The sequence below is a fragment of the Leptospira dzoumogneensis genome (genome assembly GCF_004770895.1).
In the GTDB taxonomy this organism is placed as follows: domain Bacteria; phylum Spirochaetota; class Leptospiria; order Leptospirales; family Leptospiraceae; genus Leptospira_B; species Leptospira_B dzoumogneensis.
In genome coordinates this window covers 505,136-529,376 of sequence record NZ_RQHS01000005.1, presented here as the reverse complement: position 1 = coordinate 529,376, position 24,241 = coordinate 505,136, and the positions used below count along the sequence as shown (strand labels likewise).

General features: G+C 42.4%; 25 protein-coding genes. 7 read left to right on the top strand and 18 right to left on the bottom strand.

Going from position 1 to position 24,241, the window contains the following annotated elements; all coding sequences use genetic code 11:
- Window positions 1-2: 2 nt before the first annotated feature.
- The 14 genes from rpmC to EHR06_RS03805 form a co-directional block, all read right to left on the bottom strand.
- The gene (gene rpmC / locus EHR06_RS03870) at window positions 3-305 is read right to left on the bottom strand and encodes a 50S ribosomal protein L29 (RefSeq protein ID WP_135755791.1); all 303 of its coding nucleotides are present in this window, start codon (window positions 303-305) and stop codon (window positions 3-5) included.
- A complete protein-coding gene (rplP, locus tag EHR06_RS03865) occupies window positions 302-715 on the bottom strand; it encodes a 50S ribosomal protein L16 (protein WP_008593851.1) in 414 nt (137 codons plus the stop codon). The genes rpmC and rplP overlap by 4 nt, the downstream gene beginning before the upstream one ends.
- 30 nt (window positions 716-745) lie before the next feature.
- Complete coding sequence (gene rpsC / locus EHR06_RS03860) at window positions 746-1,423, bottom strand: 30S ribosomal protein S3 (RefSeq protein WP_086448204.1); 678 nt, start codon at window positions 1,421-1,423, stop codon at window positions 746-748.
- Window positions 1,424-1,434: 11 nt separating this feature from the next.
- Window positions 1,435-1,767, bottom strand: a complete 333-nt coding sequence (gene rplV, locus EHR06_RS03855; RefSeq protein ID WP_086448203.1) for a 50S ribosomal protein L22 — start codon at window positions 1,765-1,767, stop codon at window positions 1,435-1,437.
- Window positions 1,767-2,048, bottom strand: coding sequence for a 30S ribosomal protein S19 (rpsS, locus tag EHR06_RS03850; protein ID WP_024863921.1), 282 nt, complete (start codon window positions 2,046-2,048; stop codon window positions 1,767-1,769). The genes rplV and rpsS overlap by 1 nt, the downstream gene beginning before the upstream one ends.
- Before the next feature lie 2 nt (window positions 2,049-2,050).
- Window positions 2,051-2,890, bottom strand: a complete 840-nt coding sequence (rplB, locus tag EHR06_RS03845; RefSeq protein ID WP_135755790.1) for a 50S ribosomal protein L2 — start codon at window positions 2,888-2,890, stop codon at window positions 2,051-2,053.
- Between the two features lie 3 nt (window positions 2,891-2,893).
- A complete protein-coding gene (locus EHR06_RS03840; RefSeq protein ID WP_086448201.1) occupies window positions 2,894-3,202 on the bottom strand; it encodes a 50S ribosomal protein L23 in 309 nt (102 codons plus the stop codon).
- A complete protein-coding gene (gene rplD / locus EHR06_RS03835; protein WP_135755789.1) occupies window positions 3,199-3,834 on the bottom strand; it encodes a 50S ribosomal protein L4 in 636 nt (211 codons plus the stop codon). Before rplD ends, EHR06_RS03840 begins: the two co-directional genes overlap by 4 nt.
- 15 nt (window positions 3,835-3,849) lie before the next feature.
- A complete protein-coding gene (rplC, locus tag EHR06_RS03830) occupies window positions 3,850-4,470 on the bottom strand; it encodes a 50S ribosomal protein L3 (protein WP_135755788.1) in 621 nt (206 codons plus the stop codon).
- A gap of 11 nt (window positions 4,471-4,481) precedes the next feature.
- Window positions 4,482-4,790 carry a 30S ribosomal protein S10 gene (gene rpsJ, locus EHR06_RS03825; protein WP_008593919.1) on the bottom strand — a complete coding sequence of 103 codons (309 nt, stop codon included), beginning with the start codon at window positions 4,788-4,790 and terminating at the stop codon, window positions 4,482-4,484.
- 10 nt (window positions 4,791-4,800) lie between these two features.
- Entirely contained in the window at window positions 4,801-6,006 is a 1,206-nt protein-coding gene (gene tuf / locus EHR06_RS03820) for an elongation factor Tu (RefSeq protein WP_135755787.1), read from the bottom strand.
- A gap of 51 nt (window positions 6,007-6,057) precedes the next feature.
- Window positions 6,058-7,938, bottom strand: coding sequence for an elongation factor G-like protein (locus tag EHR06_RS03815; RefSeq protein WP_135755786.1), 1,881 nt, complete (start codon window positions 7,936-7,938; stop codon window positions 6,058-6,060).
- A 263-nt stretch (window positions 7,939-8,201) separates the two neighbouring features.
- Window positions 8,202-9,497, bottom strand: coding sequence for a glycoside hydrolase family 1 protein (locus tag EHR06_RS03810; protein ID WP_135755785.1), 1,296 nt, complete (start codon window positions 9,495-9,497; stop codon window positions 8,202-8,204).
- A gap of 1 nt (window position 9,498) precedes the next feature.
- A complete protein-coding gene (locus EHR06_RS03805; protein WP_135755784.1) occupies window positions 9,499-10,164 on the bottom strand; it encodes a TetR/AcrR family transcriptional regulator in 666 nt (221 codons plus the stop codon).
- Window positions 10,165-10,477: 313 nt separating this feature from the next.
- Between EHR06_RS03805 and EHR06_RS03800 the strand changes: the two genes are divergently transcribed.
- The 5 genes from EHR06_RS03800 to EHR06_RS03780 all read left to right on the top strand — a co-directional run bounded on the left by EHR06_RS03800 (window position 10,478) and on the right by EHR06_RS03780 (window position 16,175).
- Window positions 10,478-12,706, top strand: coding sequence for a bifunctional alpha,alpha-trehalose-phosphate synthase (UDP-forming)/trehalose-phosphatase (locus EHR06_RS03800; RefSeq protein WP_135755783.1), 2,229 nt, complete (start codon window positions 10,478-10,480; stop codon window positions 12,704-12,706).
- Window positions 12,699-14,486 (top strand): glycoside hydrolase family 15 protein, encoded by a 1,788-nt coding sequence (locus EHR06_RS03795; protein WP_135755782.1) that lies wholly within the window; start codon window positions 12,699-12,701, stop codon window positions 14,484-14,486. Before EHR06_RS03800 ends, EHR06_RS03795 begins: the two co-directional genes overlap by 8 nt.
- An 82-nt stretch (window positions 14,487-14,568) precedes the next feature.
- Complete coding sequence (locus EHR06_RS03790) at window positions 14,569-15,429, top strand: bifunctional helix-turn-helix domain-containing protein/methylated-DNA--[protein]-cysteine S-methyltransferase (RefSeq protein ID WP_135755781.1); 861 nt, start codon at window positions 14,569-14,571, stop codon at window positions 15,427-15,429.
- The gene (locus EHR06_RS03785; protein ID WP_135755780.1) at window positions 15,419-15,589 is read left to right on the top strand and encodes a 2OG-Fe(II) oxygenase; all 171 of its coding nucleotides are present in this window, start codon (window positions 15,419-15,421) and stop codon (window positions 15,587-15,589) included. Before EHR06_RS03790 ends, EHR06_RS03785 begins: the two co-directional genes overlap by 11 nt.
- Entirely contained in the window at window positions 15,576-16,175 is a 600-nt protein-coding gene (locus EHR06_RS03780) for an alpha-ketoglutarate-dependent dioxygenase AlkB family protein (RefSeq protein WP_135755779.1), read from the top strand. The genes EHR06_RS03785 and EHR06_RS03780 overlap by 14 nt, the downstream gene beginning before the upstream one ends.
- On the opposite strand, the gene EHR06_RS03775 is transcribed toward EHR06_RS03780, so the two are convergent.
- Window positions 16,172-17,221, bottom strand: coding sequence for a questin oxidase family protein (locus EHR06_RS03775; RefSeq protein ID WP_135755778.1), 1,050 nt, complete (start codon window positions 17,219-17,221; stop codon window positions 16,172-16,174). The two genes, EHR06_RS03780 and EHR06_RS03775, sit on opposite strands and share 4 nt — an antisense overlap.
- A 37-nt stretch (window positions 17,222-17,258) precedes the next feature.
- Entirely contained in the window at window positions 17,259-18,278 is a 1,020-nt protein-coding gene (locus tag EHR06_RS03770; protein ID WP_135755777.1) for an MBL fold metallo-hydrolase, read from the bottom strand.
- Between the two features lie 357 nt (window positions 18,279-18,635).
- Here EHR06_RS03770 and EHR06_RS03760 point away from each other — a divergent pair, with 357 nt between their 5' ends.
- Together EHR06_RS03760 and EHR06_RS03755 are read left to right on the top strand one after the other, a co-directional pair.
- Window positions 18,636-20,123, top strand: coding sequence for an RCC1 domain-containing protein (locus tag EHR06_RS03760; RefSeq protein WP_135755776.1), 1,488 nt, complete (start codon window positions 18,636-18,638; stop codon window positions 20,121-20,123).
- Window positions 20,124-20,338: 215 nt separating this feature from the next.
- On the top strand, window positions 20,339-21,589 hold the full coding sequence (locus EHR06_RS03755; RefSeq protein ID WP_135756090.1) for a di-heme oxidoreductase family protein: 1,251 nt from the start codon (window positions 20,339-20,341) through the stop codon (window positions 21,587-21,589).
- Here EHR06_RS03755 and EHR06_RS03750 read toward each other — a convergent pair.
- Together EHR06_RS03750 and EHR06_RS03745 are read right to left on the bottom strand one after the other, a co-directional pair.
- Entirely contained in the window at window positions 21,581-23,635 is a 2,055-nt protein-coding gene (locus EHR06_RS03750) for a sensor histidine kinase (RefSeq protein ID WP_135755775.1), read from the bottom strand. The two genes, EHR06_RS03755 and EHR06_RS03750, sit on opposite strands and share 9 nt — an antisense overlap.
- Before the next feature lie 111 nt (window positions 23,636-23,746).
- Window positions 23,747-24,187, bottom strand: coding sequence for a DUF1761 domain-containing protein (locus EHR06_RS03745; protein WP_135755774.1), 441 nt, complete (start codon window positions 24,185-24,187; stop codon window positions 23,747-23,749).
- Window positions 24,188-24,241 lie beyond the last annotated feature (54 nt).

Below are 24,241 nucleotides of genomic sequence, written 5' to 3'. Positions count from 1 at the left end.
AATCAGTTCGTTCCCTTAGCTGCTTTCTTAGCGGAAGCGTTTGCTTTTGCCAGAGCTTGCACCTTGCGGGTAGCTCTTGAATAACGTCTAGCCTTAGTAGTGCCGGACTTCGCAGCCAACTCTCTGTTCTTTTGGATAGTTAGAAGGCGTGCGATTTTTTTCTTCGCGTTAGTAATCACCTTCGGGTTCTCCAAAGAACGAGCCACTCCGTATTGGAAACGTGCTGTACGAATGATTTTGTAAGCATCTTCCAATTGTGCTAAAATTTCTGCGTCTTTCAACTCTGCGAGTTTGATCTTTTTCACAGCGTAGACCTCTTCACGAATTCAGTTTGAACAGGCAGTTTATAAGCAGCCAAATCCAAAGCTTTTTTAGCGGTCGCTTCATCGATTCCGCTCATTTCGAATAAAACTCTACCAGGTCTGATCTCTGCGATCCAGAACTCAGGGTTACCTTTACCTTTACCCATACGAGTTTCCGCTGGTTTTTTAGTAATAGGTAGATGAGGGAAGATCCTAATCCAAAGTTTCCCGCCTCTTTTTACCTGACGGTTGATAGTGATCCTTGCCGCTTCGATCTGTCTTGCAGTCAAACGTCCGGAAGTAACGGCTTTCAAACCGAACTCTCCGAAGGACACTTTGGAACCACGCTCGTCGTTTCCTTTCAAGCGGCCCCTTTGTCTTTTTCTGAACTTAACTCTTTTAGGTGATAACATCGTTTTTTACCTTTGGATCATCGGAGACGATCAGTTGGTCCTTCTTTTAACGGCGTATTTATCTTCTTCGGACTCTTCTTTACTGTTGATGAAGTCTCCAGTGTAAGTCCAAACCTTCACTCCGATTTGTCCGAAAGTGGTGCTTGCTTCACGGAATCCTAGATCGATTTTCGCTCTAAGGGTATGAAGAGGAATTCTTCCTTCACGATAACCTTCGCGACGAGCCATGTCCGCTCCATTCAAACGTCCGGAGATAAGGATCTTAATTCCTTCTACTCCACCTCTCATCGCACGACGAAGCTCTTGTTTCATCACGCGGCGGAACGGTTGACGCTCTTGGATTTGGATCGCGATAGACTCAGCGATACATTGTGCGATAGTCTCAGGCTTCTTAACTTCGATAATGTTAAGATTCAGAGGTTTTTCGGTCATAGTCTTAAGGACTTTTTTAACGGCTTCGATATTCGCTCCGTTTTTACCGATTACCACACCCGGTTTAGCAGTGTGAAGGTTCACGTTGATCTTCTCAGGAAAACGCTCCACTACAACTTTTACAACGCCAGCTTCTTTGAAACGGCCTTGGATAAATCTACGAATTCTAATATCTTCGTGCAGGTTCTTTTTGTAGTCGGCTTGCGAGAACCAAATGGAATCCCATCCGCGGGTAATTCCGATACGAAGTCCGATTGGGTTAACTTTCTGTCCCATGATTTCCCCTATTAATCCGAGATTACCACAGTAACGTGGCTGGTTCTCTTACGGATCCTTGCAGCTCTACCGCGAGCGCGAGGACGGAAGCGTTTCAAAATTGGGCCTTCGTCCACTAGGATCTTTTTAATGAACATCTTGCCTGGATCAGCATTATCACTTTTCACAACTGCGTTTGCAGAAGCGGATTTGATAAGTTTGAAGATAGGCTCGATTGCTCTCTTATTAGTATATTTAAGAATATCCAAAGCCTCAGCAACTTCGTATCCACGGATCTCATCCGCAACTAGACGAAGTTTACGAGGGGACATTCTGATAAATCTTGCGATTGCTACGGCTTCCATTATTTCTTAGCCGCCTTTTTATCGGTGTTTCCATGACCACGATAAGTACGAGTCGGAGCGAATTCTCCCAACTTGTGTCCTACCATGTTATCATTGATGAAAACAGGGATAAATTTGTTTCCGTTATGAACCATGATGGTGTGACCGATCATGTCCGGGAAAATCGTACTTCTACGAGACCAGGTCTTAAACGGTTTCTTTTGGTTTTCAGAGTTCAGCTTGATCACCTTGCTCATGAGGTGACTGTCGATGAACGGACCTTTTTTAGAAGATCTCATGATGATTACCTGCTCCTATTTCCCTTTCTCTTCTGGATAATGAACTTGTCGGAAGGTTTAGCCCTACGACGAGTTTTGTATCCTTTGGTTGGAATACCCCAAGGAGTCACTGGGTGACGTCCTCCGGAAGTACGTCCCTCACCACCACCATGTGGGTGATCAACCGGGTTCATTACGACCCCTCTGACCTTAGGACGTTTTCCCAACCATCTGTTTCTACCGGCTTTACCGATGGAAACAAGGTTATGATCTCTATTGCTGCAAATTCCTACAGTAGCGTAACAGTTCTGGTGAACTTTACGAACTTCGGAGCTTGGAAGTTTAAGAAGAACGTATTCTCCGTCTCTACCTGCGATAGTAGCGAAAGATCCTGCAGTTCTTGCGATTTGTCCGCCTCTTCCGATTTTCAATTCCACGTTATGCACGTTAGTGCCTGGAGGAATTTTTCCGAGTGGAAGTGCGTTTCCAACTTTGATCTCAGCCGCTTCTCCGTTGGAAATTTTGTCCCCAACTTTCATGCCTTCAGCATTTAGGATATAAGCGTATTCTCCGTCAGAGTAACTAACTAGAGAAATAAACGCCGAACGGTACGGATCGTATTCTACAGTTTTAACCGTAGCCGGGATCCCTACTTTACGGCGTTTGAAGTCGATGATACGATATTTGCGTTTTACTCTTCCGCCTTTTCTACGAACCGCAATTTTACCGCCTTCTCCGCGACCTGCTTTGTAATTTAAGCTGATCGTTAAAGGGCGGTACGGTTCTGTTTCGGTGATTTCCTCGAAGGTTAATACCGATTTAAAACGGCTGGCGGCAGTAACGGGTTTAAACTTTTTAATTCCCATTTCTTATGCTTCCTTTCCGAAGTCGATGCTCGCTCCGTCTTGGAAAGTCACGATTGCTTTTTTCCAATGAGCTTTAGGAGCAGGTAGATGACGGAATCTTTTTATCTTTCCGCGATACACTTGGATGTTTACGGAAGAAGGTACTACGTTGTAAATTTTGCGGAAAGCTTCCTTCACTAGAGTTTTGTTCGCTCTAGGATGGATTTCCACAGTGTATTTTACGGTTCTTTTACCGGCTTTCTCACCGATAGTCTCCAGGTCTTGGGACTTCTCGGTGATGATCGGAGATAAGATCACTTCGTTAAGATTCATTTTCCTTCTCCGTAATGTTTGAGAATTTCTCCCAAAGCACCTTCGGTGATTACAAGATTTCTATTATAAAGAATGTCACGAACCGCGATACGTTTGGAGTTGATGTATTTTACGGTAGGGATGTTACGAACCGACTTTTTAAGGAAGTCGTTCTCTCCGCCTACTAAAAATCCGATCACTCCGGTGTTCTTTAATCCGATATTATTGAATAAAGTAGAGAAAGCCTTTGTGCTGAATTCTTTCGGATCCAGATCTTCTACTACTTTAATGACCGCGTCTTGAGCTTTCTTATTCAAAACGGAAAGAACCGCTCTGCGTTTCACTTTTGGAGAAACATTATAAGAATAATCTCTCTTGCGAGGTCCGTGAACAGTACCACCGCCCACCCAGTGAGGAGCACGGATAGAACCTTGACGAGCTCTACCGGTTCCTTTTTGGGACCAAGGCTTTTTACCACCCCCGGAAACTTCCGAGCGGGTTTTGGTATGATGATTCCCGGAGCGAAGGTTAGCATTCTCCGCTTTGATGGCGTCGTAAATCGCGCCACTGCTATATTTGGATTCGAACAACGATGCAGGAAGTTCGATTTCCGAGAGCAGTTTTCCTTCTTTTGAATACTTCTGTGCTTTCATGACTAACCGCGGTCTTTATATCTTCTCAATAGTGATGATGGAATTTGCAGGTCCCGGAACGGATCCGCTTACAAAAACCAAATTTTCTGCTTCGTGAATACGAACCACTTTCAGGTTCAATACAGTCTTTGTATCAAAACCCATACGGCCCGGCAATTTACGACCTTTGAATACTCTACCTGGAGTGGTGTTGGATCCCATGGATCCTGGATGTCTATGAAAACGAGAACCGTGAGCTCCTGGTCCACCATGGTGTCCGTATCTTTTGATAACACCTTGGAAACCTTTACCTTTGCTGGTTCCTGTAACTTTTACAATATCCGCAACCGCAAACACATCTTGTGCTTTGATCTCAGCTCCCGCTGCCGGCTCTTCGCCGAAATTCCGGAATTCCTTCAACACTCTCTTAGGAGTTAGTCCAGCTTTTGCCAAATGTTTTACTTCAGATTTGGTCAGGTGTTTTTCTTTATCATCCTGAAAAGCTAATTGTATCGCGTCGTAACCGTCCGTAGCTGCGGACTTGACTTGGGAAACTGCGCAGGGACCTACCTCTAAGACGGTTACAGGAATCATGTTTCCTTGCTCGTCGAAGATTTGGGACATCCCTATCTTTTTACCGATTAATCCCTTTGCCATTTCTTCTTCCCTTAGGATTTAATATCCACTGAAACACCTGCAGGAAGTTGTAGCTTCATCAGAGCCTCAACTGTGTCTTCGTTGGTGTCCAGAATGTCTATGAGCCTTTTGTGAGTTTTCATCTCAAACTGCTCTCTTGATTTTTTATTTACGTGTGGAGAACGGAGGACTGTGTATATTTCCTTCTTCGTTGGAAGAGGAATCGGACCGGAGACAGTAGCTCCGGTCCTTTTGGCAGTCGCAACGATCTCGTAAGTTGATTGGTCGATCAACTTATGATCGAAAGCTTTAAGCTTTACTCTGATCTTTTGGCCAGCCATTCCCTTACTCTTACTCGGTGATCTCAGCCACTACGCCGGAACCGATAGTCTTTCCACCTTCGCGAATCGCGAATTTAAGACCTTTGTCCATAGCGATCGGGTGGATCAACTCGATGCTCATCGTAACGTTGTCACCAGGCATTACCATTTCCATACCGTTAGGCAGGTTACAAACGCCAGTGATGTCGGTAGTTCTGAAATAGAACTGTGGACGGTAGTTATTGAAGAATGGAGTGTGACGTCCACCTTCGTCCTTAGTAAGAACGTAAACTTCCGCGTTGAATTTTTTGTGAGGAGTGATTGATCCTGGCTTAGCAAGAACCTGTCCTCTTTCGATGTCTTCTTTTTTAGTTCCACGAAGAAGAGCACCGATATTGTCTCCAGCTTCTGCAGAATCTAAAAGTTTACGGAACATCTCGATACCGGTAACAACTGTTTTAGTAGTAGGACGAACACCAACGATTTCAACTTCGTCGTTGATTTTCAAAGTTCCTTGCTCTACTCTTCCAGTTGCAACAGTTCCACGACCGGTGATAGAAAATACGTCCTCTACCGGCATTAGGAACGGTTTGTCAGTAATACGTTTTGGATTCGGAACGTAAGTGTCCAGAGCTTCCATTAGTTTCACTACAGACGGAGCTCCTAACTCGGACTCGTCGCCTTCAAGAGCTTTAAGAGCGGATCCGTAGATGATTGGGGTGTCATCACCAGGGAAGCTGTACTTGTTTAACAAGTCACGAACGTCCATCTCAACCATTTGGATCATCTCTTCACGCTCATCAGCAGCAAGCATGTCAGCTTTGTTGATGAATACGATGATGTAAGGAACACCTACCTGACGAGCGAGCAGGATATGCTCTTTCGTTTGAGGCATTGGTCCGTCAGTTGCAGAAACAACTAGGATCGCAGCGTCCATCTGAGCGGCACCGGTGATCATGTTTTTAACATAGTCAGCGTGACCTGGGCAGTCTACGTGTGCATAGTGGCGGTTCGCAGTCTCATACTCTTGGTGAGAAGTAGCGATGGTGATACCACGAGCTTTTTCCTCAGGTGCGTTATCGATTTGGTCGTACGCTACGGCTTTGTTTTTTCCACCCAATACTTTTGCAAGCGTAGTGGTGATTGCTGCCGTTAGCGTGGTTTTTCCATGGTCAACGTGTCCGATTGTACCAACGTTTAAGTGTGGTTTGGACCTGTCGAATTTCTCCTTAGCCATAGCGTTTTTAACTCCTTACTTTATTAACAAATCTGAATACAGACTTGTTTGTTAAAACAATACAGAATGGTTATCAAAGTCGAAAAGGGTGTCCAAAGACAGGACGCCCCTTCCCTGTGCCATATTTCTAAGGACACCGCTAAAGCCAAGCAAGTTTTGCGTAGAAGCGCTTGCCTGGATTAAATGACGCCCTTCGGTCAACTCAGTGACCTTACGAATCTTCGCGTCCCTCTTAGCCAAACTAGCTAATATATCTCCAAGATATTGATTCGGTGTAAGAATCTCCAACTCGGAAAGGGGACCAATGAAATCCGAATGATCCGGAATTATGTCCTTTAAACCTTTGATGACAGCTACTTTGATCAGGGAAGAAAGATCGAAAGACTTTGTCTCACTCGGAGACTCGTAACCTTCGACAATCATTTGAAGACCGAGAACTTCTTCTCCGTCTATTCCCCGGGCGGTGACTTCCGTAAACGCGGATGTTATCGCCTCTTTGATTGGATCAGCTAGCTGAACATTAAACCGCACTCCCTTAGAAAAGTTGTGAGAACTTTCCAAGGACGCGAGCACCTGACCGCTCGAGATCTTTTGATCGAACGCGGTATGCTGAAATGCGACCTTTTGAACCAAATTTTTCCATAGAGCAAATCTTGCAACCTTGATTCCGCTTGTTTGAAATCTTTTCGTAAAAGACTCCTTCAAACGAGAAAGTGAGATCTCTAAGTGCAGTTCACCTGTGCCTGATAAGCGAAATTGTCCTGTTTCTGAGAGAATATCCACACTCACCGCTTCATCCAACCAGGCAAGATCCTGCAGACGATCCCAAAGTTCCTGTCGATCTTCTTCTTTTTCCGGCTCTATTAAGATCTGAAATTGTTTTCGGATGGGAGAAAGTAGGTTTGTAACCGCAGTTTTTGTATTATGTCTCGAAAGAACTTCTCCTGGGATCCAATCCAAGAGTGAAGTTGTTGCAAGAAGTTCTCCTGCTTCTCCTTTCGAAACTTCTTCGTAGTCCCTTGCCGAAATTTGGTATAAGTTCTCTATCTTATGTCTTCTTTCTCCATGAAAGAAGAAGTCCCCGACTTTGATGGGTGCCAATGTTTGGAAATGAAGAAGTTTCCCAAGTTCAGGATGGATCTCTCTTTTAAAAGCCACTCCTGTTTGTTCTTTGGAAGAAGTAGAAGCAGGCTTCCCTAATGCAAGCGCCTCTAAGAGTGCTAACATTTCATTTACTCCGAGTCCTTGGAGTGCAGAACCTCCCAACACCGGAAAAATTTTACTTTCCCAGAATCCTTTTACCAACCCCTGAAGAGCAAGCTTGGGAAGAAGATCATGATCTTTCAAATATTCTTCGGAGAGTGCGTGGTCCCATTCTATCAATGGCAGGAGTTCAGACTCCTGGCCTTCTCCCTTTAATACGGGAATACTACCGTCTTCTCCGAATAATAAGATGGGCTCTCTTCCAAGTGCAACTTCCAGATCCACTAAAGGAGAAAGAATGTCAGCTCCCGGACGATCTAGTTTATTTAGAAAAAATAATATTGGTTTTCCGGACTTTCGGAGTGCCTCCACATTCTGGAAGGTTTGGGATTTTAATCCTTCGAAAGAATCTATCAGGACAAGACCGAAATCGGAAACGAGCAGAGAAGCGTTTGCCTGGGACTGAAAATCCAAATGCCCTGGATTGTCCACGAACTGCAGAATGACACGAGGCTTTTCTGGATTTGGGTAAGGGATTCTTGCCACTGTGGACTGGATAGAAATTCCCCTTTCTATCTCTTCCGGAAGATAATCGGATTCCGTAGTACCTTCTTCAATTCTACCCGGCGCGGAAATTTTGCCGGTCTCGAATAAGATCCTTTCTAAGAGTGTGGTTTTGCCCGCATCAATATGTGCGAATATTCCCGGATTTAAGAATGGTACTGACATGAGAGAAGCGCCGCGAAACACCATTCGCGCGTTTGCGAGACTCTAAGTCAATTCCCAAAGGAAAGGCGCAGAGAAGGCAGAGTCGCGGGGGCATGGCACGCAGAGTCGCTAAGACGCAGAGAACTGGGGCAAAGATTTTCAAATGTTGGAGTTCCTACATAGCAAAGATAAGAAGGTTTTTTATTTTCTATTCCAACCCTTTCTCCTACCCTCTGCGGCTCCGCGTCTCTGCGTGAGAATAAACTCCGCGACTCTTTTCAATCTCAGCGGCTTTGGATTTTTTTCGTACGACACATCTCCGCGTAACGAAGTGCACTCAGTCTAGGTTTTCTTTTCATCGTGGCATAATCCACTTCTACCAAGCCGAAGCGAGGGCCATAACCGTCGTTCCATTCTAAGTTGTCTAGAAAGGACCAATGATAATAGCGCTCCACTTTGACACCTTCGTCTATCAGAAGTTTTATCTGATAGAGATGATCTACTATATATTTTTCTCTCTTCTCGTCTTTCTCGTCCGGGATCCCATTCTCAGTGATATAGATAGGAAGTTTGTATTTGTCCCAAGCGCGATGACAAACCTTGTAAAGGCCTTCCGGATAAATTTCCCAGCCCAGATCATTCTTCTCCGAATCCGCAATACTTGGATCTACGAGAGGAGTAGCGAATAGATTGCCTGGATTATAACTGGCCTTGAATAGATGTCTGGAATAATAATTGATCCCTATAAAATCGCAGAAGATCCCCTTCCCTTCCGGATAACCGAAGCCTACGGGAAAACAAAGTTTACCTTCTACAAAACCTTTCATATGGATTTCGTGAAATAGATAATCGCTCAGGAAACAGCCTAATTTAGCAAGAGGATGAGAATTAAAAGGTTCGAATATAGCAAGATGATGAGCGAATCCTACTTTTGTCTCTCCTGAAAAGCCATGATCCTTACGGATCTTATGAATGAGTTTGTAAGCTCTTAAATGAGAGATGATCAGATTTTTAGTAACCTTCATATAGGCTGCAATATCGCCGTGGCTTCCTGGAGGATATTTTCCATCCATATAACTATCGTTTGCGAATACATTCGGCTCGTTGATAGTGCACCATTCCGAAACCAGGTCCCCGAAACTTTTAACGGAGAAGTCCACGAATCGTATGAAGTCCCCTACCGCATTCTCAGAAAGCCATCCTCCTTTTTCTTGGAACCATTGAGGACAGGAAAAATGATGAAGAGTTACAAGCGGTTTGATCCCTGCCTGGATCAGTCTTTGGAATTCGTCTCTGTAATGTTCCACTCCTTCCGTGGACCATTCTCCTTGTTTGGGTTCTATACGACTCCACTCTATACTCATTCGATAACATTCTTGGTGAAGTTGAGAAAGAAGTTCTATATCTTCTACATATCTGCGGTAATGATCTGCGCCTGTGATGGAAGATTCCCCATTTCCTACTTTTCCGATAAGGGACCAAGCATACCAGTTATTGTAGATGTCTCCACCTTCTATCTGAGTGGCTGCGGTTGCAGAACCCAATAAAAAATCTTTAGGAAGTTCGAAACTTTTAGACATGTTAATTCTCCTTCTTTTTTCCGGGGTCTTCTTTTGTTTCTAAAGCAAGTACCAATAGATCAATTTGTGTTTGTACGAGTTCCATACCGTTCACACCGAATTCTCTAGGGATCAAGGTTTCTCTAAGAGCAACTCTTTGCCCAAGGCTCCAAAGAACCGTTGTGATCGTAGGAACCAGTATTGCTAAGGAAGAAGGGGCTCTGAGACTCCCATCTACTTCTCCCTTTTCTAAAATTTGTATGATAAGTTTTTCGGTGAATAGAAACTCCGCGAATAAAGACTCTTCGGAACTAGCATCCAATTGAAAAGAGCCGCGATCTCTGAATACAAAATCGAACTCTGCAGTAAAACGAAGTAAAGGTTTATGAGTTTCTAAATATTTAGCCAGAGTTTTGAGAAAGGAAATAAGTTCTTCCTTTCCGGAAAGATTAGAATATCTAAGCTTTTCAAAAGTTTGGAGCTGAAAATCATTCCAAGGTGCGAGAAGTTTTCTAAGAACTGCAATGCTAAGCGATTCTTTCGTATCGAAATAACGATATAGATTTCGCCTGGTACAAGATACTTTTGCGGCAATATCTTCCATGGAAACATCTAGGAGTCCTTTGGCCAAAAACAGGGATTCTGCGGCTTCTAAGACTAGCTCTTTGGTTTGCTCCCTTGTTCCCACATCCCCTCGTTCCAAAATGTCACATATTGTGACATTTTTCTAAACAGTAAATCCAGGGAGTCAAGTCATTTGTACAATTTTTCCCACAATTCTAATCTCTCCCTGCGAATTTTAGGAAATAATTGGGATTCTTCGCATAGACATATGAATAGTTCCATTTTCGGACCTCTTGTAAAAAAGTACTGTTAAGCTCCGGACAGATCCCTATTCTGTATTATAATTCCCGAATCGAATGAACTGATCTTGAGTATATTATGAAATATTAATTTGTTCTTCGTAGCTCTCAAGGTGGGAATTAGTTCCAAATGAAGCTATGAAACTTCAAAAGAACAAACTAATCATCGTATCGAATCGACTCCCCCTAAATCTTACACTCCGTAAAGGTAAATACTCTTATCGAAAAAGTGCGGGAGGTCTAGCGACAGGTGTCTCTTCTTTTTTGGACAAACTAGGTCCGGATAATCAATTCGTTTGGGTCGGCTGGCCGGGCAGCATTGTTGCCGAAACGAAGTTAGAAGAGGTAAACAAAACTCTCGAGGAAGGATTCGGATATTTTCCCGTTTATCTTTCTGAACCTGAGATCAAACAATTCTATTTCGGTTTTTGCAATCGTACTATCTGGCCTTTATTCCATTACTTTCCCAGTTATACGAATTATTCCCAGGAAGAATGGCTATCTTACAAAGAGATCAATCGAAGATTCGCAGAGAAAGTCCTTCAGATCTACGAACCAGGAGATACCGTGTGGATACACGATTATCATCTTTTTCTTTTACCCGCCATTCTTAGGGAAACCGTTCCGGATATTAAGATCGGTTTTTTTCTACATATCCCCTTCCCTCATTTCGAAGTTTATAGGCTATTGCCGATGTCCTGGAGAAAAGAACTTCTTCTAGGGATTTTGGGAAGTGATCTGGTCGGATTCCATACACATGATTACACTCAATATTTTTTAAGATCCGTTCTTAGAATATTAGGATTAGATAATCATTTCGGACTGATTAATCACGGAGATAGATTCATTAAAGTGGAAACTTTCCCGATGGGGATCGATTTCGAAAAATTCAGGCAATTCTCTCTTACCGATTCCTGCGAAATTCTAAGACAAGAATTAGGAAGAGGGATCAAAGATAAAAAACTTTTACTGACTGTGGACAGACTGGATTATTCCAAAGGGATAGCTAAACGGCTGGAGGCATTCCAATTATTTCTGGAAGAACATCCCGAATGGAAAGAAAAAGTAGTGCTCTTAATGATCATCGTTCCTTCTCGCTCAGAAGTGGAAGAATACAGCAAGATGAGAGAATCGATCGAAAGAATGGTGGGTAGGATCAACGGCCTTTATGCCACCATGGAATGGTCACCGATCATTTATCGTTATAAGTATTTTTCTTTCGAAGAGTTAGTCGCATTTTACGGCATTTCGGATGTTGCGTTAGTCACTCCTCTTCGAGACGGAATGAATTTGGTCGCAAAGGAATTTCTCGCTTCCAGACCGGACCTTTCCGGCGTGCTTGTTTTATCCGAAATGACCGGGGCAGCAAAAGAATTAGGAGAGGCCATCCTAATCAATCCGAATAACCCCCAAGATGTAAGTGACGCAATCCAGGAAGCACTCACAAGTTCTTTGGAAGAGCAGATAGCACGGAACCTTCCAATGGTGGAACGTATACATAATTATGACGTGATAAAATGGGCCTCGGATTTTTTGACCCGCTTGGAAGAAACTAAGAAGAATGCTAAGGACCTTTCCGCAAAGATTATCGAAGGTAGGATCCAAGGAGAGATCCTAACTAGATTCAAAAATTCATCCAGAAGAGTATTATTTTTAGATTATGATGGCACATTAGTACCTTTTGCGAAGAATCCTTCGGAAGCGATCCCTGAGTTCAGGTTAAGACATCTATTATTACGTCTTTCCTCGGATCCTAAAAATACCGTCTATATAGTCAGCGGAAGAGATAGGCATTGGTTGGACAAAACTCTTTCAGGCCTTGGCTTAAATTTTATCGCGGAACATGGAGTATGGTACAAAGTAAACGGGGATTGGAAATTATTCAGAGAACTTTCCTCCTCCTGGAAATCGGATCTTTACCCAATATTGGAAGAATACTGCAGACGCCTTCCCGGAACATTTATCGAAGAGAAGGAATTCTCACTAGCCTGGCATTATCGCGGAGCCGAAAACGACGCGGCAGATCCCATGTCCCGGGAACTTCTGAACGATCTGGTCAACTATACCGGAAATTTAGATGTGCAAGTCCTAAAAGGAAATAAGGTGATCGAAGTAAAATGTTCCGGTGTTAATAAAGGAATTTCTTCTAAACAGATCGCCGCGGAAATTTCCGCAGATTTTATCTTAGCAGTGGGAGACGATTGGACGGACGAGGATATGTTCCGTGAACTTCCCAAGTATACGTATTCTATAAAGGTCGGGATCGGTCCAACGGAAGCGCGCTACTATCTCAGATCCTCCGAGCAGGTATTAAACTTAATCGAATCATTACTTAAGCCTATTCCGGGAGACAAAAATTTTGGATAAACACACTTATTCCTCCGGGATTATCGGAAATTGTTCCTTCTTAGCTTATATCTCTAAGAATACCGAAGTAGAATGGTTATGCTGGCCAAAGTTCGATTCTTCCTTTATTTTCGGATCACTTTTAGATCGGGATAAAGGAGGTTCCTTTCGTATCGTTCCGGACGATCAAAATGCAAGCTTCGAACAAAAATACGAGGAAAATACGAATATCATCCGGACTAAAGTAACTTGTCACGACGGAACTTTTTTAGTAACGGATTTCGCGCCGAGATTTTTCAAAGGAGAAACGCATTATAAACCTTTAATATTAATTCGTAAGATCGAGCCGATAGAGAATTCACCTAAAATCGATATAGTTTGCGACCCTAGGGATTCTTACGGAAGTTTTCTGCCTAAGGCAAGCCTTGCAAGCAATCATATCCTATTTTCCGGCATGGAGTCGGATCTTCGCCTAACGACGAATATATCTCTTCATTATATTCTTCAAAATACGTCCTTTGTTTTGAACGAAACAAAATACCTAGTGTTAAGTTACGGAGACCATCTCGAAAATCCGTCGGAAAGAAAGATCCAAGACTTATTGGATCGAACTAGAGAATATTGGAGAAATTGGGTAAAACACTGCTCCATAGGAGAATTCCAACAGGAGGCAGTGGTTCGTTCCGCTTTAGCTCTCAAACTCCACCAGTTCCAGGACACTGGCGCGATCATCGCCGCGGGAACTACAAGTCTTCCAGAATCTCCATCCAGCGGTAGAAACTGGGACTATAGGTATTGTTGGATCAGGGACGCTTATTATACACTGAGTGCTTTGAACGGAATCGGGCATTTCGAGGAAATGGAACATTACTCTCATTTCTTAGAGAATATCGCCTCCACTAAAAGAGAAAGAATACAGCCATTATTTTCCATTTTGGGAGAAGAAATCCTGGAGGAAAAGATCTTAGATCTGGACGGTTATCTGGGAAATAAACCGGTTCGTATAGGCAATCAGGCATTCACCCATATTCAAAACGATGTTTATGGACAAATCTTACTTTCTATCATGCCTCTTTATCTCGATGCGAGGTTCCATAAAAAAAGTAAATCCTCTTCCGGACAGTCCATATTAAATCTTCTTAAACATATCGAAAGAACTATGGATGAACCGGATGCGGGTTTATGGGAATTCAGGAACCTTCAACAGAAACATTGTTATACTTTTTTATTCCATTGGGCGGGAAGTGCTGCCGCGGAGAAGATAGGGCAAAAATTGAACGACCGAGAAATATGCGATTTAGCGGTTTTTTTAAAGGAAAGATCCGCTCTAAATATTGAAGCATGTTACGATAAAAAAAGAGGGGTTTATACGCAAGCGGAAGGCTCGGAACATTTGGATGCCAGTTTATTACAACTGATCAGCTTGGGTTATCTGAAAGAAGATCCTGAAAAAGCGAACCGGCATTTGGCAGTTCTGGAATCTGAGTTAAAAACGAAAGAAGGATTATTTTTTCGTTATAAACATAACGACGATTTCGGAGCTCCTAAAACTGCTTTTCTTGTTTGCGCCTTCTGGTATGTGGACGCATTAGCCTGTGTAGGAAGACTGGAGGAAGCTAAAAGGTATTTTCTAAGTCTTCTGACCTATACCAATCATCTGGGACTTTTTTCGGAAGATGTGGATCCGGCAAACGGATCGCAATGGGGAAACTTCCCCCAAGCCTACAGTCACGTGGGGCTGATGAATTCCGCATTCAGGATCTCTAGAAAAATGGATATACCTTTATTTTTATGCCCTTAAGATCCGGATCGAAACTTTTTTACTGTAAAAATAGCAAGTATCGGGTTTCTAGTTATCTCTTTCTTATCTATACTCCAAAACCATGAAAGGACAACAAAACACAGACTTCGATAGGATTGCGGACGCAATCTTCTATCTTCGTAAAAATTTTAAAACACAACCAAGTTTGGAAGATGTGGCGGGTAAATTAAAACTCAGCCCTCATCATTTCCAAAGAATGTTCACGGATTGGGCAGGAGTAAGTCCGAAAAAGTTTTTACAATATACTACTTTGGAATACGCAAAAGGTTTATTAAAAGAGAATGGCTCCTCTTTGTTGGATACGGCTCTGGACTCAGGACTTTCCGGAACAGGCAGATTACACGATCTGTTTATCAATATAGAAGGAATGACTCCCGGAGAGTATAAGAATGGAGGGAAGGATCTTTCGATTAACTATAGTTATGCGGAAAGTCCTTTCGGGAAATTACTTGTGGCTTCTACTCCAAAAGGAATTTGTTATATTTCATTTTTTGAAAATGAGAAGAAGGTATTCCAAGAACTGAAGTCCATCTTTCCGAACGCAACCTATAACCAAACGGTGGATATGATCCAGCAAAATGCTTTGTTCATATTCACTCATGATTGGAGCCAATTGAGTAAGATCAAATTGCACCTGAAAGGAACCGACTTCCAGCTCAAGGTATGGGAAACTCTTTTGAAAGTTCCTATGGGAAAACTTTCCACCTACGGACAGATCGGAGAACAAATGGGAAATCCTAAGGCGACAAGAGCCATAGGAACTGCGATCGGAAATAATCCAGTGGCATTCCTAATCCCTTGTCATAGAGTCATCCGTTCTTCCGGAGAATTCGGAGAATATCATTGGGGAGATTCCCGTAAAGTTGCGATGATCGGCTGGGAAGCTGCTAAGACGGATCTGGTCAATAGGAATGATCTGTGAGTCAGGATTTTTCAAAATTTATGCAAGGAAAAGGGCCCAATCTAAACCTATAGTCTTCCCTCCCGAAAGAGGAGATATGATCCTATTCACTACCGATTTTTTCCCTGTCAAAGGAGCAAAAGACTATTATAGATCTCAGGTTAAACATGGAACTGTTTGAATCAGAAAGACAGAGAAACTTACTTCCGTATGATGGGACTGTTACTTATTACGGAACGATCCTTTCCGGGAATTTATCGGATAGTCTTCTCAAAATTTTACTCGAAGAGATCCCTTGGAAGAACGACGAGGCGATTATTTTCGGAAAACATATCATTACCAAAAGAAAAGTGGCCTGGTATGGAGATTCGGATTACGAATACACATATTCAAACACTACCAAAAGAGCTCTGCCTTGGACAAAAGAACTTTCAGAGCTAAAAAGTTTAACGGAAAAAATTACCGGAACCAAATTTAATTCCTGTTTACTCAATTTATACAATGATGGAGAAGAAGGAATGGCCTGGCATAGCGATGATGAAAAAGCATTGGGGAAAAATTCCACAATTGTTTCTTTATCATTCGGAGCGGAAAGAAAGTTCTACTTCAAACATAAGTCCACTAAGGAACGGATTTCCTTGATCTTAGAACATGGAAGTTTATTGGTCATGCAAAGTGCCCAAGAGTCCTGGCTGCATAGTCTTCCTAAAACCAAATCGATCAAACAACCCAGAATTAATCTAACTTTTAGAACAATGCGTTATTAAGACAGGGGTTCTAAAAACTTTCTAGCCAAACTCGCAGCCGCATAATAGGCAGGAGAAGGATTAAATTCAAATTCTTTCAAACATACTTCCGTAAATTTGATCGCGTGTTCGTCTCCATGTTCAATCGCCCTATCTATCATTTCCTCTCTGGATTCCTTTTCTAATTTTTCGGGAATATCCAGGTCCAATTTTTTGCCGAAGGCGGATAATAATGCGGCTCCAGACTGCCAGGAATATCTCAAAAGGGATTTTTTTTCATGCTCATTCAGAAAAGGTAATATACTCCTGAGGGCGGAAACACTCGTCACGGAATGTATAAACACGATCGCGGATAGATTATCTTCCACATTATTCAACACCACTCTGGAAAATCCTTCCGACAAACCAGAGATAATCTCCTCAGGTTGTTTAGAAACGTTTAGATATCCGATTACTGGAGAAAAATGATCATAATCCCCTAATCCCTGTAGAGAAGAAACGATCGTGCCTGAAAAGTTTTTAAATTCTTCCGGGACAAAGTCCACTTTTTGTATAGCGTCTTCCGGTTGTAGACCGAGCAAAGAATCGAAAGAAGTAGGCAATTCCAAATAAGAGGAAGCCCAAACCGCTAATCCGGAAGCGAGTTCTCTCTTCCTGCGTCTTGATTCCTTTCTGGTTAAACTTCTGACTGCATGTCCGGTGCGGATCACTCCGTGGGTAGCGTCTGCACAAATTCCTGGAGCAAGTTTGACCGCCCATTCTGAGACGGTTTTCTGCCAGGGACCTTCTTCCAACTCTGCATTAAAAAAGTTTTCCCATTCCGGATATGTTTCAGGTACCCCTAAAAAATCTTTCCAGTCACCGCTATATATCTTGTTTCTAGGTTTCTTTTTCTCTAGGAATTGGCTTCCATATCTTTCTAACCAAGGGAATACACTTTCTCTTTTTCCCATTGTGAGCAATGCTTCACAGGCCATAGGAGCATGATTGCTTAGTCCGTTTTTAAGATCCGGGCCAAAAGGTTCTAAATATTCTAAAACTTTTTCCATCGTATCCTCTTCTTCCATATAGCATAGCCGCCTCGATTCCGTACGAACTGATATATTAAAATAACAGAATGCTCTCGAATCCTCTTAGTATCTTGAATTGGATCCCGTCTTGAGAAGTTTTTTGTATCATGAATTCCATTCCGGTTTTCACATCGTCTCCTAAACTTAAATTAGGCTCCAATGGTTCGCTTAACGGTTTGAAAAAATTGTCCCAATGCACAGGGATCACTATCTTGGGAGAAGTTTTGGTCACGGTTTCTTCGTAATACTTTGACTTAAATCCTTCTTCTTGTTTGCCGAGCATCGCAATCCCTAAGAATAGAACGTCCGCCTTTAAACCATCCCAAGCATTCTCTATATAATTCGTACTTCCTTTGATCAAGATGGAATGTTTTCCATGTTCTACCAGAAAGTCGTAGGTCCCACCCTCAATATAATCCTCTGCCTTAGCAGGTTGAGACAGTGCTTCCGTTAAATCCGGTCTGTTTGGATCAGCAGCATTCGTTTTTCCTAAAATTTTAAAAGGAGGAGTATGTTTAGAATTCAGCACAGTGATCTTAAATTTACCTATTTGGATCTTCTTGCCAGGTTGAAATAATGCCAACTGCTCCTCAGGTAACCCTCCCCCTTTTCCAATTTGGATGGTGGAGAGAGAACCGTATAACTTGGCTCCGGTCTCCTTCGCGATAAAAGGAGAATCCATAGAATGATCGTAATGGGAATGGCATACGAGGATCCCTTTCAAACGTTTGATTCCTGCAAGAAGCATAACGTATTTGATCTCTTGCTCATCCGAATGGATTTTTGAGAATATGGTCCTAAAAAGTGAAGGCCTGGAAAAAAATCCGTCCGTCAAGATCTGGGTCTCTCCATCATCCAGTAGAATGGAGCTTGTCCCCAAAAATACCGCTCTTACTTTTCCTTTTGGTATCTCAGAAGAAAGATCCTTGGGATCATTACCTATAAAATGTTCCTTATAGTCCTGGATATTTGCAGAAGAAGTCAGACAGTTCTGCAATAATAAGACCGCAGTCAAAAGACTAAAAAACCCGGACCTAGAATCTTTTATATTCATGCTACCTACCGAAAATAACTTTCATAAAGTTATATACACTCAAAACTTCTGCCAAGTAGAAATTCCAAATGATACCCAAGCCCCTTATTACCGGTGAACTTCCATTTGGTGGGTGATCAGTCCCAAAAGAGAAGAAACAAGACTGAAAAGTTGGAACTCCTTATCTCAAACTCTCAAACCCAAAAGAGGATAGATGCAGTCACTTGGAAGAAGAAGGAGCCCCAAACCTAAACCAGGCACTTCTTCCCTTCTAGCCCTTCTAAAATTCGTGTTTTTAATCGATTGACCAAAATGAGATTTTTTCGACTTTGGTATTTTTGATATTGAGACTTAGATTCATTATCTAGCGAGAACGCCATGAAACGCCTATTACCCCTAGTTTTTCTATTCGTATGGACCTGCTCTGATTCTTCCTCCAAGACCCCAATGGGACTTTTAGGCGGGACTGCCTCCACTACCGGCTCCAATTTCGAGATCACCTCCCCCTCCGAAGGAGAGGTTTTATCCGTTTACCAGTTCGACTTAGGTGTCGCAGGCGCAAGCTCCGGAACCTACGAAGTCTTCCTGAACGAAAGTAAAGAAACGGAAGTCGTGGGTGAGACCGCTGAGTTCCAAATAACAAAACTCAAACCGAAAAGAGGACAAAACACACTCAAAGTAGTTTTAACAAATGAAGAAGGTAACGTACTAGAAAAATCCGTCTCCTTCTATTTCGGGAATAAACTGACCGCGGGTGGATCACATTCAGGATTTATAATAGACAGTTTTATCTATTCCTGCGGAAGAAATAATAAAGGCCAACTTGGGACCGGATTTTCAGAAGGAGATACGAGCAACCCTAATATAGTTAAACTCACTTCCATCTCCGGGATCGTAAGCATTTCATATAACCAAAATAATTCATTAGCGATCAAAGAAGACGGAAAAGTTTACACCTGGGGAGCGAATGCCCAGGGACAGTTAGGACTCGGGAACACAACTGAACCTACAGTCGGAACCGCAGGAAATCCTGCTGCACAAACGCCTCCTACTGAAGTCCCTGGGATCACCGACGCGGTTATGGGAGCATTCGGTTTCAATCATGCGGTAATCCTTAAGTCCGACGGAACAGTAGTCGCATTCGGACAAAATAATGTGGGTCAATTAGGAAATGCGGATCCGGCCATTACCAGTACTACTGTTTCTTCCAATCCAGTAAATGTAGTTGGGCTTACGAATATTATCCAAGTAATCGCAGGTTCACAACATTCTGCCGCTTTAGATTCAAACGGAGATGTTTATGTTTGGGGAAGAAACCAGTATGGGAATTTAGGAAATGGAATTACATCCACTTCGACTGCGATCTCTTCTACTCCGACAAAGGTTCCAGGTTTAACCGATATAAAACATATCGCGAACGGAAGGGATCATATTCTTGCACTGAAAAGCGACGGGACGGTTTTTGCCTGGGGATTAAACGCAAGCGGTCAATTGGGCATAGGAAACCAAGACAGTCCTAAAAATTCTCCATTACAAGTAAATAATATAACGAATGCGATCCGAGTATTCGCAGGCGGGACCCAAAGTTTTGCCCTGCTCTCCGACGGAAGTATCCAAGGCTGGGGAGAAAATGGACAAGGCAATCTAGGAAATCCGGATGCAGCTACTAAAGTTACTGAACCGAACTTAAGCGTGGTCGGAATTGCAAAAGGATCCAGCTTAGGGATAGGAGCTCTCCACGGATTCGTATTATTACCGGATAGTTCCGTCTATGGCTGGGGATGGAATTTTAGAGGTTCATTAGGAAGACCGGATCTACAAGATTCCTGGGCTGCTAAAACTCCTGTCGCTTTAACATTTCCATAAGAATAGTGGAATTTACTATAAAAAGATCCCTATTCCTATTTTCTGTTTTTCTAATAGGATGTTCCGAATTCGGAAGACAGGTTTTCGGGAACGGGTGTATATCACAGGAACTGTCTTGCGGATTCTCCGAGATCTATCCATTGGTTTCCGCTTCCGGGAGCCAACTAGATTCCTGGGAATACGAAGAAGGAGAGGAATTGTCCGGAGGTAAAGGTATGACCTCCTACGATTTTACTTCCAGGGCATATTTACAATTTCCTCCCGGCCTTCCTCTGGATAAAATTTCAGATTTTACGGTGGGACAATCAGTCTTCGAGGTTCCTTGGGAAAATTCCAGTTCTGGCCAAATAGACAGAAGAGGGCTTGGGCCTCTATTCAATGCAAATTCCTGCTTGGCCTGCCATATAGGAAATGGAATAGGAAATATTCCCTCCGGACCGGAAGAGACCATGTTCACTGCACTCGTAAGACTCAGCGATGATCCGAATTATGGAGGACAATTCCAACCGTTCTCTTTAAGCGTCGTTCCCGCAGAAGGAAAGGTATCGGTCTCTTATTCCCAAGTATCGGGAGTTTTCAAGGATGGAACTTCCTATACATTAAGAAAGCCTAAAGTAGAATTTTCCGATCTGAATTACGGACCATTGGCCTCGGACGGAGAAATATATTCCCTCAGAATCACTTCCAAGGTGATCGGAATGGGATTATTAGAAGCAATCCCGGACAAAACATTACTTTCTCTACAAGATGAATCCGATGTAAATTTAGATGGAATTTCAGGAAGGATCAACCTAATCCCGGATATTGCAACAGGAACAAACAAAATAGGAAGATTCGGCTGGAAAGCAAATGAACCCAATCTAAAACAACAAGGTTCTCGTGCATTTTTAGAAGATATAGGAGTGACCAGTCCTCTTTTTCCTTTTAAGAACTGCACATCCGCTCAAACAGCGTGTGATTCTTCTCCGCATGGCAGCTTGCCGGAATTAAATCCCGCGAAAATAGATATGATGGTAAAATACATGAAGTTGATCGCCGTTCCTGCCCGAAGATCCCCTTCTTCTTCCGAAACTATTGCGGGAAAAAAGATCTTCTTTCAGGCGGGATGTAATTCTTGCCATATTTCTAAATTAGTAACCGGTAATATTTCCGGTGCTCCCGAGATCTCAGCACAAACAATCCGGCCTTATACGGATCTTCTATTACATGATATGGGAGAAGGTCTAAAAGACGGAAGACCGGATCATTTAGCCTCAGGAAGAGAATGGAGAACTCCTCCTCTTTGGGGGATCGGCCTAGTTCCCAAAGTAAATGGAACATTACAATTATTGCATGATGGAAGAGCTGAGAGTTTTATGGAAGCAGTTCTATGGCATGGAGGAGAAGCGGAAAGAAGCAGACAATACGTATTAGGACTTTCCTCTTCTCAAAGAGAGCAGCTAGTTAAATTTCTGGAATCACTTTAATTTAGGATCCTGCCCAGGTAGAGTGAAATAGAAAGTGGCCCCCTCTCCTTCTTTGGACTCAGCCCATACGTTTCCTCCATGACGAGAAGCGATCCTTTTGACGATTGCAAGGCCCACTCCTGTGCCTTCAAAGTCCGCATTGGAATGTAATCTTTGGAAGACCCCAAATAATTTATTATAATACTGCATATTAAAACCGGCGCCATTGTCTTTTACATAAAAGACGGTTCCTTCTTTGGATTCCGTAAAACCGATTTGGATAAGAGGTGATCCTGTTTTTTTAGTATATTTGATCGCATTCGAGATCAAATTCACCCAAAGTTGACGCACCGCAGGCTGGTCCGCTCTTACATTCGGAATATCCTGTATTTCAAAACGGATCTCTCTGCCTGATTCTAAGTTTATTAATTCTTTATATACCGTAACGGCCAATTCCTTCATTGAAATTTCTCTTTCGGCAAGCTCGGTCCTTCCTAACCTGGAAAATTCCAGAAGATCGTCCACTAACTGACCCATCTGCTTTGCATTCTCTATGATCTTGCCGATGATCCTTTTTCCTTCCGCATCGAAATTCACTCCGTAATCTTCCATCAAGATCTGAGTGAAACCGCTGATCCCTCGGATAGGGGCTCTTAAGTCGTGAGAGATGGAATAGGAGAAGGATTCCAATTCCTTATTTGCCAAAACCAATTGTTCCGTACGGACTTTTACTCTTTCTTCCAGCTCATTATTCAATAGGCGGATCTCATTCTCCGCTTCTTTACTTGCGGTGATATCTTGGTGAACCACGATCACTTCTAATATATTCCCGGCGGTATTTTTAACGGGATAAAGTACCATTTGTAACCAGCGGTCCCTTCCCGAACTTCCTATTAACTTAGGATCATAGAGAAAAGGTTCTGAAATTGCAGGTTCTCCGCCGAATGCTTTCTCCACAAAAGGGAAAAACCCGGCTTCCTTTATCTGAGGATCTTTCAATATATTATAATCGACTAATACATCTCTCCTAGTATTCCACATTTCTTCCCATGCGAAGTTTGTCCCGGTACATACACCTTGGGGATCATAAGTCAATACGGGATAAGGAAATTGTTCTAAAATAGTTCTGAACCTGTTCTCACTTTTGAATAGGTCCATAGTTTTGGAATTGACCAATCTCTCCAATTCATGATTCAGTTCCGAAAGTTTTCTTTCCGCATCCGTTCTTGCTATATCCGATTTTTCCAATTGGTTAGCAACGAACCAAACTAGAACGAAAAAAGTAAGTATAATCCCTGTCATCAAGAACCCTACTCCGAGTTCCAAACTGACAGGATTTAATCTGTTCAGATAGATCCGAATATAGCCGAACAAAACGGGAACAATGATCAAAAACGGAATTAAAACGCGAGCTAAGATCCCTCCAGAACTTTTACTCGTGAACACTTTCATAAATCCTGAATGTCCATTGATCAAAAGAAGAGCGAAAGAACAGAAAATAAAACTAACGGCAGTGTGAATTGCCATAGGAATATAGGAAAGAATTCCATAAAATTCCTGGACCTGGTATACATAACCTATTACCGAAAATAGTCCTATCAAAAGCACTAAAATACATAAATAATTAGAAATAGAACTTAAAACTTCCTTTCTATAGGAACTCAAAAAAACGGCAGAACCAAGCACAACAAAATCGAAAGCAGTATTCGGAGCCATTCTATTCGGAATACCTCTTATAATATCTTTTGCGATCTTATCCGAAAAAAGGACCTTATCCATTCCTAGATCAAATCCACTGATGATGGAATACAATTTAGTAAGACCTACGAAAAGAACAAATAACGCGATCGAACGAACGACAATTCGAGACTTGCTGGAATCGGCGCGATTTAAGTTGAGATAAAGCGCAAATCCAATAAATACAAAAGAAAGCGCTGACATTGGATTCATCGCAACCATAGAAACCCTAGGCCGTTTCAAGATCTCGATATCCAATAACCATCCGAATAGGACTAAAGTCCCAATTAATGAAGGAATAAAAATTAATACGTTATGCTTACTTTTCAAGAGAACTTCCGGATATTCTTCGGAAAGAAATTTCTGATTTTAGCTTAGGATATGAAAAGGGATCCCGATTTGGAATCCCTTTTTTATAAATTAAGAATGCGGATCTTTTTATTAAGCCGGCCAAACAGCTAGGATGAGACCGATAGCCGCTAAAGAAACCAAATTATACCCTGCATTGATAAAAAATAATTTCCATGATTTCGATTCCCAGGCCACAGAACCTAAAAGCATCGGTATGTAAAATCCTAGCCAAGTATAGAATGCGGCATAAGCTCCATACATCCAAGCAGGCCCATCTCCAGGAAGATTCCAAGAAGAAGGTTTCCAAACAAATAAACTATGAGCTAAAACATACGCCGTTAGAAAAGAACCGATGATCATGATAATCATGGATTTTATCATCATCTTGTTATCGGGTTCCTTATTGTCCAAGCCCATTTCTTTCGCCCAGACTTTACCGAAGATCGGACCGAACCAAAGAAATCCGATCACTACGTTTGCAAGAACTCCAACCAAAATTGCTAAATAATTTAACGGTATTACCGGTAACATAAAATCTCCTATTTCAGCCCGTGCTTTTTAGCAGAATTTGCTAGTTGGTCAAGT